The sequence below is a fragment of the Aeromonas sp. DNRA1 genome, from assembly GCF_963888745.1.
Lineage (GTDB): Bacteria > Pseudomonadota > Gammaproteobacteria > Enterobacterales > Aeromonadaceae > Aeromonas > Aeromonas hydrophila.
This window is the reverse complement of record NZ_CAWPKQ010000005.1, coordinates 390,502-403,963: the sequence shown is the minus strand read 5'-3', so window position 1 is coordinate 403,963 and position 13,462 is coordinate 390,502. Positions and strand designations below refer to the sequence as shown.

16 protein-coding genes are annotated in these 13,462 nt (G+C 62.1%); 3 read left to right on the top strand and 13 right to left on the bottom strand.

Features of this window, described 5'->3' with window-relative positions; all coding sequences use genetic code 11:
* Positions 1-20: 20 nt before the first annotated feature.
* The 4 genes from AACQ43_RS17860 to rpsF form a co-directional block, all read right to left on the bottom strand.
* Positions 21-761 (bottom strand): ferredoxin--NADP reductase, encoded by a 741-nt coding sequence (locus AACQ43_RS17860; RefSeq protein WP_042064859.1) that lies wholly within the window; start codon positions 759-761, stop codon positions 21-23.
* 101 nt (positions 762-862) lie between these two features.
* On the bottom strand, positions 863-1,309 hold the full coding sequence (gene rplI / locus AACQ43_RS17855) for a 50S ribosomal protein L9 (protein WP_168968051.1): 447 nt from the start codon (positions 1,307-1,309) through the stop codon (positions 863-865).
* A 52-nt stretch (positions 1,310-1,361) separates the two neighbouring features.
* Positions 1,362-1,592, bottom strand: a complete 231-nt coding sequence (gene rpsR, locus AACQ43_RS17850) for a 30S ribosomal protein S18 (RefSeq protein WP_005308890.1) — start codon at positions 1,590-1,592, stop codon at positions 1,362-1,364.
* A gap of 30 nt (positions 1,593-1,622) precedes the next feature.
* Positions 1,623-2,009, bottom strand: a complete 387-nt coding sequence (gene rpsF / locus AACQ43_RS17845; RefSeq protein ID WP_005308887.1) for a 30S ribosomal protein S6 — start codon at positions 2,007-2,009, stop codon at positions 1,623-1,625.
* Positions 2,010-2,246: 237 nt separating this feature from the next.
* On the opposite strand from rpsF, the gene AACQ43_RS17840 reads away from it, so the two are divergent.
* A complete protein-coding gene (locus AACQ43_RS17840) occupies positions 2,247-3,470 on the top strand; it encodes an Nramp family divalent metal transporter (protein WP_016349448.1) in 1,224 nt (407 codons plus the stop codon).
* 66 nt (positions 3,471-3,536) lie between these two features.
* Positions 3,537-4,427, top strand: a complete 891-nt coding sequence (locus AACQ43_RS17835; RefSeq protein WP_168968050.1) for a hypothetical protein — start codon at positions 3,537-3,539, stop codon at positions 4,425-4,427.
* Between the two features lie 33 nt (positions 4,428-4,460).
* Here the strand turns inward: AACQ43_RS17835 and AACQ43_RS17830 are convergent, their stop codons facing one another.
* From AACQ43_RS17830 to rnr, 6 genes are all read right to left on the bottom strand, one after another.
* Positions 4,461-5,297, bottom strand: coding sequence for a DMT family transporter (locus AACQ43_RS17830; RefSeq protein ID WP_076361488.1), 837 nt, complete (start codon positions 5,295-5,297; stop codon positions 4,461-4,463).
* 120 nt (positions 5,298-5,417) lie between these two features.
* A complete protein-coding gene (locus AACQ43_RS17825; protein ID WP_029301975.1) occupies positions 5,418-6,278 on the bottom strand; it encodes a DMT family transporter in 861 nt (286 codons plus the stop codon).
* A gap of 218 nt (positions 6,279-6,496) precedes the next feature.
* The gene (locus AACQ43_RS17820) at positions 6,497-6,946 is read right to left on the bottom strand and encodes a GNAT family N-acetyltransferase (protein WP_011704664.1); all 450 of its coding nucleotides are present in this window, start codon (positions 6,944-6,946) and stop codon (positions 6,497-6,499) included.
* 57 nt (positions 6,947-7,003) lie between these two features.
* The gene (locus AACQ43_RS17815) at positions 7,004-7,570 is read right to left on the bottom strand and encodes a Crp/Fnr family transcriptional regulator (protein ID WP_168968049.1); all 567 of its coding nucleotides are present in this window, start codon (positions 7,568-7,570) and stop codon (positions 7,004-7,006) included.
* Between the two features lie 10 nt (positions 7,571-7,580).
* Positions 7,581-8,330 carry a 23S rRNA (guanosine(2251)-2'-O)-methyltransferase RlmB gene (rlmB, locus tag AACQ43_RS17810; RefSeq protein ID WP_168968048.1) on the bottom strand — a complete coding sequence of 250 codons (750 nt, stop codon included), beginning with the start codon at positions 8,328-8,330 and terminating at the stop codon, positions 7,581-7,583.
* Entirely contained in the window at positions 8,327-10,720 is a 2,394-nt protein-coding gene (gene rnr / locus AACQ43_RS17805; protein ID WP_146061694.1) for a ribonuclease R, read from the bottom strand. Before rnr ends, rlmB begins: the two co-directional genes overlap by 4 nt.
* Before the next feature lie 134 nt (positions 10,721-10,854).
* Between rnr and AACQ43_RS17800 the strand changes: the two genes are divergently transcribed.
* Positions 10,855-11,877 carry a GGDEF domain-containing protein gene (locus AACQ43_RS17800; RefSeq protein WP_043127928.1) on the top strand — a complete coding sequence of 341 codons (1,023 nt, stop codon included), beginning with the start codon at positions 10,855-10,857 and terminating at the stop codon, positions 11,875-11,877.
* Positions 11,878-11,940: 63 nt separating this feature from the next.
* Here AACQ43_RS17800 and luxS read toward each other — a convergent pair whose 3' ends face one another.
* The 3 genes from luxS to glnB form a co-directional block, all read right to left on the bottom strand.
* Positions 11,941-12,450, bottom strand: coding sequence for an S-ribosylhomocysteine lyase (gene luxS, locus AACQ43_RS17795; protein ID WP_011704660.1), 510 nt, complete (start codon positions 12,448-12,450; stop codon positions 11,941-11,943).
* An 18-nt stretch (positions 12,451-12,468) separates the two neighbouring features.
* Positions 12,469-13,062, bottom strand: a complete 594-nt coding sequence (locus AACQ43_RS17790; protein WP_275065681.1) for a transglycosylase SLT domain-containing protein — start codon at positions 13,060-13,062, stop codon at positions 12,469-12,471.
* A gap of 61 nt (positions 13,063-13,123) precedes the next feature.
* Positions 13,124-13,462, bottom strand: coding sequence for a nitrogen regulatory protein P-II (gene glnB / locus AACQ43_RS17785; RefSeq protein ID WP_005308848.1), 339 nt, complete (start codon positions 13,460-13,462; stop codon positions 13,124-13,126).

Below are 13,462 nucleotides of genomic sequence, written 5' to 3'. Positions count from 1 at the left end.
AAGCCCCTGTGTGCATTTCTCTACCAGTAGTTCTCCGCACTGATGTTGCCGGGCGCCCGCCGCAGGTTCTTGGCCAGTCCCAATGACAGCAGGGTCTGCTGGGTCTCCTTCACCATGGCCGGGTTGCCGCAGATCAGCACCTGACTCAGCTCGGGGGCAAATTCCAGCCCGACCCGCGCCTGCAGCCGACCGTCGGCAATAGCTGCCGGGATCCGCCCTGCCATCGCCTCGGGCCATTCCTCCCGGCTGACGAAAGGCACATAGCGAAAACGCTCGCCGTGGCGGGCGGCAAAACCTGCGATAAGCTCCCGGTAGCTCAGCTCTTCCCCCTTGCGCACACCGTGCACCAGCACCAGATTCTCGAAACGGGCGAAAGCTTCCCCGTCAGCCAGCATGGAGAGGAAGGGGCCGATGGCGGTGCCGGTGGAGAGCAGCCAGAGATCGCGCCCGGCCGGTACCTCGTCCAAAGTCAGAAAGCCGGTCGCCAGGGATTGCACCAGCAGGCTGTCGCCCGCTTGCAGGGAACCGAGGGAGGGAGTCAGTTCCCCATCGGGGATCTCGACGAAATAGAACTCGTGATAGGGGGCTGACGGGGGGTTGACGAAGGAGTAGGCCCGCTGGACGCGGCGTTCGCCCTGCTCGAGGGCCAGTTTGGTGAATTGCCCCGCCTTGTAGGGGGCCAGCTCGGCCGCCACACGCAGGGAGAACAGGGTGGGCGTCCACTCGATACGCTCAAGGACGCGACCTTCGACCCAGGCCATAGGGATCTCCTCCAGAAGAACGGATCCTTACTCTAACCCTGGGCCTGAAAATAAAAAACCCGCGCAAGTGCGCGGGTTTTTTCTGCAAAAGCGAATAGCTATTACAGGGCAACAACCTGGATCTGTACGGTTGCTTTGACGTCAGCGTGCAGCTGAACAACAACTTCGTAGTCACCGGTGTTACGCAGAACGTTGCCCATGCGGACTTCGCTCTTGGCAACGGCTACGCCGGCAGCAGTGATGGCTTCAGCCACGTCACGGGTACCGATGGAACCGAACAGCTTGCCTTCGTCGCCAGACTTGGAGGCGATAACAACGGCAGCCAGTTCGGCCAGCTTGGCAGCGCGCTCTTCAGCGGCAGCTTTACCGGCAGCCAGTTTGGCTTCCAGTTCAGCACGGCGAGCATCGAAGGTCTCGATGTTGGCCTTGGTAGCCATAACAGCTTTACCTTGCGGGATCAGGTAGTTACGGGCATAACCAGCTTTCACGGAAACTTGGTCACCCAGACCGCCCAGTTTGGCGATTTTGTCGAGCAGGATAACTTGCATTACCTTTCCTCTATAAATTTCGTTGAGTTAGGCTTAAGCGCCGGACCGATTCTTACTTGTTGTGCAGATCGGTGTACGGCAGCAGAGCCAGGTAACGAGCACGCTTGATGGCGCGTGCCAGCTGACGCTGATATTTGGCGCGGGTACCGGTGATACGGCTCGGTACGATCTTGCCAGATTCAGTGATGTAGTTTTTCAGAGTAACGATATCTTTGTAGTCGATCTCGGTAACGTTCTCGGCGGTGAAGCGGCAGAACTTACGACGACGGAAATAACGTGCCATGGCCTTTATCCTCTAGTCAGTGATCCAGAATTACTCTTCGGAAGCAGCTTCAGTAGCTTCTTCGCGGCGCTCGTCGTCACGACGGGTGAAGCGCTCTTCCTTGGCCTTGGCCATCGGAGAAACTTCAGTCACGGCGTGCTTGGTGCGCATGATCATGTTGCGGATAACGGCATCGTTGAAGCGGAAGTTGGTTTCCAGCTCATCGATAACGGCTTGCTCTGCTTCTACGTTCATCAGAACGTAGTGGGCTTTGTGCAGTTTGTCGATCGGGTAAGCCAGCTGACGACGGCCCCAATCTTCCAGGCGATGAATGGTACCACCGGAGGTGGTGATGGCGCCGGTGTAACGCTCGATCATGCCAGGTACTTGCTCGCTCTGGTCCGGATGAACCATGAAGACGATTTCGTAATGACGCATTTTAGCTCCTTACGGATTAATTCAGCCTCCGCCCAGGTGCAGCCAGACCTCGGAGGCAAGGAACATAATGGTGTTTAGACGCTGCTTTTCTAGGGCGGCGTATTGTACGAAATCCAATCCCTCACTGCAACCAGCCGCCACCGATGTTTTTATCTATGGGAACAATACAAAACTTCAATTGATAATAATTATCATTTAGATCTATTCTATCTCCATGCACTTATGGAGGCTGATACCATGCAACCCGCGCTGACCACGGCCATCCCGGCCCGCAAATTCAAGCTGACCCTGCTCGGGCCGGCCTTTATCGCCGCTATCGGCTACATAGATCCGGGCAACTTCGCCACCAACATTCAGGCCGGATCCACCTTCGGCTACCAACTGCTGTGGGTAGTGGTATGGGCCAACCTGATGGCCATGCTGGTGCAGACCCTCTCGGCCAAGCTCGGCATCGTCACCGGCAAGAACCTGGCGGAGCACATTCGCGACCGGCTTCCCAAGCCGGCGGTCTGGGCCTACTGGGTACAGGCGGAGATCATCGCCATGGCCACCGATCTGGCCGAATTCATCGGTGCGGCCGTGGGCTTCAAGCTGCTGCTCGGGGTCACCCTGCTGGAAGGGGCCGGCATCACCGCCGTGGTCACCTGGGGCATTCTGATGCTGCAGTCCCGCGGCCAGAAACCGCTGGAGTTCGTGGTGGGCGGCCTGCTGCTGTTCGTGGCGGCGGCCTACATCGTCGAGCTGGTGTTCTCCCGCCCCCATCTGCCTAGCCTGCTGGAGGGCGCCCTCTTCCCCGGCCTGCCCAACAGCGACGCCGTCTATCTGGCGGCAGGCGTGCTCGGCGCCACCGTGATGCCCCACGTCATCTACCTGCACTCGGCACTGACCCAGCACACCCAGGATCAGGGCTCGGTCCCCCAGCGGCTGCACACCACCCGGGTCGACGTGGCCATCGCCATGACCATCGCCGGCTTCGTCAACCTGGCCATGATGGCGATGGCGGCGGCCGCCTTCCACAGCTCCGGCAACCAGCAGGTGGCCGAGCTGGAGTCGGCCTACCAGACCCTGACCCCGCTGCTGGGGCAGGCGGCCGCCACCCTGTTCGGCCTCTCGCTGGTCGCCTCCGGCATCAGCTCTACCGTGGTGGGCACGCTGGCCGGCCAAGTGGTGATGCAGGGCTTCGTGCGCTTCACCATCCCGCTCTGGCTGCGCCGCGCCATCACCATGGCTCCCGCCTTCGTGGTGATCGCCATGGGCCTCAACACCACCGAAATCCTGGTGCTGAGCCAGGTGGTGCTGAGCTTCGGCATCGCGCTGGCACTCATCCCGCTGCTGATATTGACCGGCGATCGCGCCCTGATGGGGGAGTATCGCAACCACCCGGTGACCCAGGCGGTCGGCCGCCTCATCGTCGCCCTGGTGATCGGGCTCAACGCCTACCTGCTGGTCGCCATGATCTAGCCCACCAATCCACTCCCAAGGCCGGCTCGTTAACCGAGGTTAATGAGCCGGCCTGCGCTTTGGCGTATGCTGGCGGCTCTCTTCCTCTTCGATTTGCGGGAGCCATCCATGCCACATACCCGAGCCAGCTTCGTGCTGGGCCACCATCAGGAGCAGGCCAGCGTCATCTGCTGCCAGAGCGGCGACACCAGCCTGCTGGTCACCGACCTCACTCCCTTTCATCCCCAGAGCCACCTCTGGCCCGATCAGCCGGGTGACGTGGGTACCGTGCATTGGGAGGGTGGCGAAGCGGTCGTCGGCCCCTGCCGCATGGGGGCTATCAGCCCGGATGGGGAGCTGTTCGTCGACCAGGCGATCCCGGTCAAGCGGGGCGCAGAAGGGTGGCGCTTCGTGGTAGTGCACCCGCTGGCCGGTCACTGTGCGCTGCCAGTGGGCAGTCAGGTGACACTGCGGGTGGATGCCGAGGCCCGCCACGCCCTGAGCCTGGGCCACAGCGGCTGTCATCTGGCGGCACTGGCGCTCAACCGGGCGCTGATGCCTTACTGGCGCAAGGAGGTCAGCGAGCGGGACGCGCTGGACCAACCGGACTTCGATCGCCTCGCCATCCAGACCTCGCGGGTCGAGCCCATGGGTTCGCGCGAGCAGTACCGGATCGGCAAGAGCCTGCGCAAGAAAGGGGTAAACAGCGAGGCGCTGCTGGCAGATCTGGCGCAGATTGAAGTGCAGGTCAACCGCCAGCTCGCCGGCTGGGTAGCAAGCGGAGCTGACATTCGCCGCAGCCGGGCCGGCGAGGCGATCATCGACTCCCGTTACTGGCACTGCTCGCTGGAAGGCCGGGAGGTCACCATCCCCTGTGGCGGCACCCATGCGGGCAGCCTGGCCGAACTGGGGCAGGTTCAGGTGCAACTGGCCACCTGTGAGGAGGGGTTCACCCTCACTACCCGGGTCACTCCCTGACCGGCCGGCCCGGATGCCTTAAGCCACCTCCCCCTAGCCGAGGCGGATCAGCAGGATCCCGCCCAGGATCACCAGGGCGGCCAGCAACCGGACCCGCCCCAGCGCCTCCCCCAACCAACCCCAGGAGAGCAGCACCGCAAACAGCACGCTGCTCTCGCGCAGGGCCGCCACCAAGCCGATGGGCGCCTTGGTCATGGCCCAGATGACGATCCCGTAGGCCAACAGCGACAGGGCGCCCCCGATGGCGCCGCTGCGCCACGCCGCAGGCCCCAGCTCGCGCCAGGCGGTGCGACTCTGCCAGCGCATCAGCAGCGGCATCATCAGCGCGGTGAGGGCGAACAGCCAGAGGGTGTAACGTATCGGCTCACCGGCCGAGCGGGCTCCCGCCCCATCGGACAAGGTGTAGGAGGCGGTAAACAGCGCCGTGATGAGTACCGCCTGCAGCGCGGCCGGCGCCAGCCGCAGGCCACCTCGCCACGCCATCAGCAGCACGCCGCTCACCAGCACCACGGCCCCCGTCACCGCCACCATTCCCGGCACCTCCCCCAGCAGCAGGGCACCGAACAGCAGGGTCACCAGAGGGGCACTGCCCCGGGCCAGCGGATAGATCTGGCCAAACTCACCCAGCCGGTAGGCTCGGCCGAGAAACAGGCAGTAGCCGCAGTGCAGCAGGATGGAGAGCGCCAGCCAGGGATATTCGGCCGCCACCGGCCAGCCCACCAAGGGCAGCAAGGGAGCGGCAAACAGGCCGGAGCAGAGGGAGACCAGCAAAACGCTGACTCGCCCCTCGGCCTGGCGTTTGGCCAGCGCATTCCAAAGCGCGTGCAGCAGGGCAGCCAACAGGATGGCAGCAAAGATGGTAGGGGTCACGACAGGGTTCCGATAACAACAGGCCGCCCAGCATAGCCGGTTTGCCCGGCCATGACAGAGAGCGGCCTCATAAGATGCCGGCTTTTCTCACCCATCGGCCTGCTGCCGATGGGGATGTCATCAGCGCAATCGGCGCTGCCAGTGAATGGCCAGCAGGATGAAACTCACCCCGACCCAGAGGTTCCACGCCGGGATCTCGCCAAACAGCCAGACACCCAGCAGCACCACGAACATCAGGCCCGAGTACTCGGTCGCCGCGATGCGGTTGGCCTCCACCTGACGATAGGCGTAGAAGCAGCTGGCATGATAGAGCAGCTGCATGACGCCGCTGCCGCCGATCAGCACCAGCAGTCGCCAGTCCACCGGCTGCCATTGATGTACCGCCAGCCCGGCGGTCAACGGCAGAGCCAGCAGATTGGCCCAGAACAGGGTCGCCACCACCGAGATCCCGGCTGGCAACTTGCGACCCGTGATGTTGAACAGCGCCAGGGTGAAGGCGGTCACCAGGGCGCCCAGCCCAGCCAGATGGAAATCCCCCGGCCGCAGCACGAACACCACCCCAAGCAGCCCCATGCCTCCCAGCAACCAGACGCGGGAATTGATTTTCTCCTTGAGCAGCCAGGCCGCCAGCGGCAGCGTCAGCAACGGGGAGACATAGAAGATGGCGTTGGCCGTGGCCAGCGGCAGCTGGGTCAGGGCCAGCATCATGCCACCCCCACCGAGCAGGCAGAGGTGGCCGCGCAGCAGGTGCCACTTCCAGGCACCCAACCCCCAAGCCGAGCGCGGTACCCGCAGCATAAAGGGCAGCAGTACCAGCAGGGTCAGCAGCTGGCGCAGGAACATGTATTGGAAGGGGCTGAAGCCGGGGCCGATCAGCTTGACCAGCACGTCGGAGAAGGCCTGGGCCAGATTGCCCAGCACCAGGGTGATGATGGCGAAGGTTTGCAGGTCCAGTGCGAACCGCTTGCGCAACAACTCCATCAGCGACAGCCGCTCGAGTGGCGAACGCTAATAAAATGGCTCAACGGCTCAATCGCTGAATCTTGTTCTGAATTAATGGGGTAAAAGACCATTTTTAAAACCTATCCATCAACTGTTGCCGATTAATCACTCAGAGGGTACCCACTAACATGGCGCCGAGCACCCGTTTTCTTTACTACCTCAAGACATAATAATTTCATTGTTATGCTTAAAAGGTATTAAGAGGAGCTCATGCCGATATGGGGAATGTCATCCTCCAGATAGGGTTCACCCACGGCGGTGAAGCCGTGACGGCCGTAGAAACCTTGCAGGTGTGCCTGGGCCCCGAGATAGATGCTGACCCCTGGCCACAGCCGCGCACACTCCTGCAGCGCCTGCTGCATCAGCCGGTGGCCCAGACCATCACCTCTCGCCTCGGGCGCCGTCACCACCCGACCGATCACCACCTGCTGCGCCTTGGCCACACCGGGTGCCATCAGCCTGGCGTAGGCCACCAGAGCCCCATCCTGCCAGCCGAGCAGGTGCAGCACGTCGGGGCGCTTGTCGACGCCGTCCAGATCGAGAAAGACGCAGGTCTGCTCCACCACGAAGACCCGGGATCTCAGGGTGAGCAGTTCATAGAGTTCGTTGACGTCGAGTTGTTCAAAAGACTTGAGAGACCAGTTCATGGAGGTTCCTTGCTCATGATGAGAAGGGCAGCATAGCCAGCCACACGCGGGTCGGCATTAACCTTTGTTAAGATCCTTCAGCCGTTTGCGAATGCGGCTCAGGCTGATGGGGGTGATGCCGAGGTAGGCGGCAATCTGGTGATCGGGTACCCTGGCCTCCAGCGCGGGAAAACTGCGCAGAAAGTGCTGATAGCGGGCCTGCGGGCTTTCGGTCAGGAGCAGCAGCTCCTTCTCCTCCTTGATGCGCAGTTGCACCGCCAGCAGATGCTGATACCAGGCGGGCCAGCAGGAGAGCGTGTGCAGGTCGGCCAGATTGAACAGCAAGAGCCGACAGGGCTCCAGCGCCTCCACGCTGTAGCGGGCCGGCTCGCCACTGAGCAGGTGGTGGAAGTCGAGAAACTCGTCCCCCTCCCAGTAGAACTCCTTGATGTACTCGCGGCCATCCGCCAACACCACCTTGGCCCGCAGCAGCCCCTGCTCCACCATCACCAGCAGATCAGGTCGATCCCCAGCATGCCAGAGGCAGGCACGGGGGCTCAGGGTCAGCGGACGGGCAAAAGAGAGGAGGCGCGCGGCCTCCTGCTCATCTGTGACCCGATCCCGGCAAAACGGGGGTCTGTCCATTCAGCTCGCCTCAGACACGACGCTGGCGCACGGCTTCAAACAGGCAGACGCCGGTCGCGACCGAGACGTTGAGGCTGGATACCGCCCCTGCCATCGGGATGCTCACCAGCTCGTCGCAGTGCTCGCGAGTGAGGCGACGCATCCCCTTGCCCTCTGCCCCCATCACCAGCGCCATGGGGCCGGTGAGTTTGGCCTGGAACACGTCGTGATCCGCCTCGCCGGCGGTACCAACGATCCACACGCCACGCTCCTGCAGCTCGCGCAGGCTACGGGCCAGGTTGGTAACCTGAATGAGCGGCACCACTTCGGCGGCGCCACAGGCGACCTTGCGCACGATCGGCGTCAGACCGGTGGCCTTGTCGCGCGGCACGATCACCGCATGGACGCCGGCCGCATCGGCGCTGCGCAGGCAGGCGCCCAGATTGTGCGGATCGGTCACCCCGTCCAGCACCAGCAGGAAGGGCTGAGTCTGTTGCTCGGCCAACTTGTCCAGCAGGCTGGCCAGATCGTGCTCGGCGAGCTTGGGCGCCTCTTTCACCCGGGCCATGATGCCCTGGTGATTGTTGCCCTCTGCCTTGTCGTCGAGCGTCTTGCGGTTCACGCTCTGCACCTTGAGGCCGAGCGCATCCAGCTCGGCCAGCAGGGGTTGCAGCCGGTCGTCATCGCGCCCCTTGAGGGCCCACACTTCGATGAAACGCTCCGGGGTGCGCTCCAGCAGCGCGGATACAGCGTGAATGCCGTAGATCAGTTCAGTACTCATTTAGTGCTCTTGGCCTTGTCGCGAGCTTTTTTGCTCGGTCGTCTGTTGCTGGGTTTGGCACGGCCACCCTTGTCGGATTTGCCGTGGTCCTTGCCCTCTTTACGTTTTTCGTGACGCTGTGCGCTCTTGGCCTTCTCTTTCTTGATCTCGGCCTGCTTGCGCGCCATCTCTTTGGCGTTCTTGCCGGTTGCCTTGAGGGGCTCTTCCACCATAACGAAGTCGATCTTGCGATCGTCCAGGTTCACGCCCATCACCTTGACCCGCACCTTGTCGCCCAGACGGTAGCGGCGGCGGAAGTTCTCGCCGATCAGCTGCTGGTGCAGCGGGTCAAACTGGTAGTAGTCGTTGGTGAGGGTGCTGACGTGCACCAGACCGTCGATGTGGATCTCGGCCAGGCGCACGAAGAAGCCAAAGCCGGTGACGCTGGCGATGACGCCGTCAAACTCGTCACCCACGTGATCCAGCATGTACTCGCACTTGAGCCAGTCTGCCACGTCACGGGTGGCGTCGTCGGCGCGGCGCTCGGTCATGGAGCAGTGCTCGCCCATCGGGTCCACTTCTTCCAACTGGTAGTGGTAACCACCGCTCGGGGTCCACTTGTGGCGCAGGTTGGCCTGCTGCTCCTTGGCGGTCTGATACTTGATCGCGCGGTGCAGGATGAGGTCGGGGTAACGACGGATCGGCGAGGTGAAGTGCGCGTAGGACTTCAGCGCCAGACCGAAGTGACCGATGTTGTCAGCCTGATAGATGGCCTGACGCATGGAGCGCAGCAGCATGGTGGAGAGCAGCTCCGCATCCGGGCGCCCTTCGAACTTGGCGGCCAGGTCGGCGAAATCCTTCGGCTCGGGCTCGAGACCCCCTTTGAGCTCCAGGCCCAGTTCGGCCAGGAAGTCACGGAAGCCGGTCAGGCGCTCTTCGCCCGGGCGGTCGTGCACCCGGAACAGGGCGGCAGCCTCGTTCTTCTCGATGTAGCGGGCCGCGGCCACGTTCGCCTGGATCATGCACTCTTCGATGATCTTGTGGGCGTCGTTGCGCACCAGCGGTACAATGCGGTCGATCTTGCGCTGGGCGTTGAAGATGAAGCGGGTCTCTTCGCTCTCGAACTCCACCGCACCGCGCTGATGGCGGGCATGCTTGAGCGCCTTGTAGAGGTTGTTGAGCTCCTCGATGTGGCCCACCAGCGGCTCGTACTGCTGGCGCAGCTTGGGATCGCCATCCAGGATCGCCGCCACCTTGGTGTAGGTCATACGGGCGTGGGAGTTCATCACCGCTTCGTAGAACTTGTAGCCGGACATGCGGCCGGCGGCGGAGATGGTCATCTCGCACACCATGCAGAGCCGGTCAACCTGCGGGTTGAGCGAGCAGAGGCCGTTGGAGAGCACCTCTGGCAGCATGGGCACCACGAACTCGGGGAAGTAGACCGAGTTGCCGCGCTGATAGGCTTCGGTGTCGAGGGCGGTGCCCGGCTTCACGTAGGCGGAGACGTCGGCAATGGCAACCCACAGGCGCCAGCCGCCGCCGCGCTTGGCTTCACAGAAGACGGCGTCGTCAAAATCGCGGGCATCTTCCCCGTCGATGGTGACCAGCGGCAGGGCACGCAGGTCGATGCGACCCTCTTTGGCCTTCTCCGGCACCTGCTCACCCAGACCGGCGACCTCCTTGGTCACCTCTTCCGGCCAGGTATGCGGAATGCCGTGGGTACGCAGGGCGATTTCAATCTCCATGCCGGGCGCCATGTTTTCACCCAGCACTTCCAGCACGGTGCCGACCGCATTGAAGCGAGCGGTGGCGCGCTGATTGATGCGCACGACCACTACCTGGCTCTGGCGAGCCCCCTTGTTCTCCCCTTCCGGAATGATGATGTCCTGGCCGATGCGGCTGTCATCCGGCACCACGAAGCCGACGCCGTTCTCGACGAAGTAGCGGCCGACGATGTCCGCTTCACGGGATTTGAGCAGGCGTACCAGACGCGCCTCCTGGCGCCCCTTGCGGTCGATCTCGGTAGGCTGCACCAGGGCGTAGTCGCCGTGCATCAGGCGCTGCATCTCACGGTTGTTCAGGAACAGATCCGGGCCACCACCCTCGGGGCGCAGAAAACCGAAGCCATCTTTGTGGCCGAGCACGTAGCCTTTCACCAGATTCAGGCGATCTGGCAGGGCGTAACACTGGTTGCGAGTGAATACCAGCTGACCATCACGCTCCATGGCGCGCAGACGACGGCGCAGGGCTTCCAGCGGCTCTTCTTCGGTCAGCTTGAGGACCTTTGCCAGCTCTTCACGGGACATGGGCTTTTCATGGCCCTTGATGAGGTCGAGGATCATCTCGCGACTGGCGATGGGGTTCTCGTATTTTTCGGCCTCGCGTTCGAGGAAAGGATCTTTTTGAGACATAAGCAGGCCTTAGGGTAGGTGGTAACGGTGCCATTATATCGGAGGGGGGGGCGAATGGCATCCATCGACTGCCTTTTGGCCAATCTCTCTGTCATACTATGCACAGTTTGCAGGCATGATGAGACATGGAACTCATGAGCAAGGACTCGTTCGCCCAATCCGCCGCCTATCTCAAGCAGGCGGTTCCCCTGATGATCAAGTATCAAATCCCCACCACGCCGGATAATTACACCCTTTGGTATAACTACGTGGCGGCCAGCATGCCCGAGCTCAATCAGGCCATCGATCAGGCCATCAAGCTGCAGGGAACCTGCTCTCTCACCACCTGTGAACGCCTCTATCACCAGCACCTCGCCGCGCAAGATGAGCAGCAGATGGAAACCATGAAGCTCAACCTGGCCGCCATGGCCAACGAGCTTGGTCACACCATGCAGGATGCCCTCTCCGACACCGGTATGTTTCAGGACATGCTCGACAAGAGCTTCGACCGACTGAGCCTCATCGACGACGAGGGGCTAAGCCTGGAAGACACCATGGGGATCCTGCGGGATCTGGTGCGCGAGTCACGGGACGTGCGCATGTCCACCATGCACTTTCGCAACCAACTCAGCAGCGCCGAGAAGGAGATCAAGGAGCTGCGCGAGGCGCTCAACGAGACTCGCAAACTGGCCAACGAGGATGCCCTCACCAGCCTGCTCAACCGGCGTGCCTTCGATCTGGAGATAGAGAGCCTGATCCGCAGCAAGCAGCCCTTCTCCCTGATCCTGTCGGACATAGACCGCTTCAAGAGCTTCAACGACGAATATGGCCATCTGCTGGGGGATCAAGTGCTGCGAGCCTTCAGCAAGCGGCTGCGGGAAACCTGCAAGGAGGGCGTCACAGCCTACCGCCTTGGCGGCGAGGAGTTTGCTCTGCTGGTCCCCATGCGCAGTCTGGCGCTGAGCCGTCAGATGGCGGAAAGCCTGCGCCGGGCCATCGAAAAGATGTCGATCCTGGATCGCAAGTCGGGCCGGCGTATCGACCACATCACCGCCTCGTTCGGGGTGGGTGAATACAATGGCCAGGAGACGGGCGACAGCCTGGTCGAACGCACCGACAAGCTGCTCTACAAAGCCAAGGAGCTGGGCCGCAACCGGGTGATGCCGCTGCCATCCTGATTTCGTCAGCACACAAAAAGGCCGGTCAATGACCGGCCTTTTTCATGTTTACTACCCTAGGAATCAGAGGCTTTTCAGCTTCTCTTCCGGCAGGGCCAGCTCGTCATTGCGGTTGACGCCGATGCCGCGCTCCAGCACGTGGCGAGCGATGGCATGAGCCTCTTCCAGCGAGTGCATGCTGTAGGTACCACACTGATACTCGTTCAGCTCGGGGATCTTGCCCTGCTCCTGCACGGTCAGCACGTCGCTCATGGCGGCCTGCCAGGCGGCGCCAACCCGGGCCTCGTCCGGCGCACCGATCAGGCTCATGTAGAAGCCGGTCCGGCAGCCCATGGGGGAGATGTCGATGATCTCCACCCCGTTGCCGTTCAGGTGATCACGCATGAAACCGGCAAACAGATGCTCGAGGGTGTGGATGCCGCGCTCGGAGAGGATCTCCTGGTTCGGCACGCAGAAACGCAGGTCGAACACGGTAATGGTGTCCTTGTTCGGGGTCTGCATGGTCTTGGCCACACGCACCGCCGGCGCAGCCATGCGGGTGTGGTCAACGGTAAAACTGTCCAATAACGGCATTTCTGACTCCTGATTTGGTTACCAGAACCAGCCCCCGCTGGAGAGCTGATCCTTGCATTGTCGATACTGGGCGCCGTAGCGCTGGGCGCGGGCCTCCACCTTGCGGGATGTCTTCATCAGCCATCCCTTGCTGCGGTAGCTGCCACGCCGATAGCCACCCCACCCTTCGTGATAGTTGAGATACTGGCCATACGCATCCCACTTGGAGGTGCCGTTCAGCCGCTGGGCCTTGTGAGTGTACCAGCCCATGAAGTCGATGGCGTCGGCAAAGTCGTCGCGATCGCTCCAGCCGTTGCCGGTTTCCCGCTGGTAGTCGGCCCAGGTTTCATCTTTGACCTGGGCATAGCCGTAGGCCGAACTAGCCCGCCCGGTCGGGATGAAGAGGAAATACTGCATCGGCGGCTGAGCATCGTGCACGAAGGAGGATTCCTGATACATCATGGCCATCACCACGTGGATCGGGGTTCCCCACTTCTCGTTCATCTTGAGCGCCGCCTTGTGCCAGTCCGGTTTCTCACGAAAGATCTGGCACAGGTTTTCCGGCTGGGCCGGCGGCCGGGTACTACAGGCGGTCAGACCGGCCAGCAGGCCGGCCGCCGCAACGAGGCGCATCCAGGACATCAGCAGGATCGAGTCTCCATTCGTTGTCTTATCACGAGGCACAGCCATCTCATCAAATGGCGTCTTCGTTCTCTTCGCCAGTACGGATACGAATGACGCGCTCCACCTCACAAACGAAGATCTTGCCGTCACCAATCTTGCCAGTGCGGGCGGTGTTCTGGATCGCTTCCAGGCAGGCATCCAGATCCTCGTCCTGCACCACCAGCTCCACCTTCACCTTGGGCAGGAAGTCGACCATGTACTCGGCACCGCGATAGAGCTCGGTGTGGCCTTTCTGACGGCCGAAGCCCTTGACCTCGGACACTGTCATGCCGTTGATGCCGATCTCGGCCAGGGCCTCGCGCACATCGTCCAGCTTGAACGGTTTGATGATGGCTTCAATCTTCTTCAT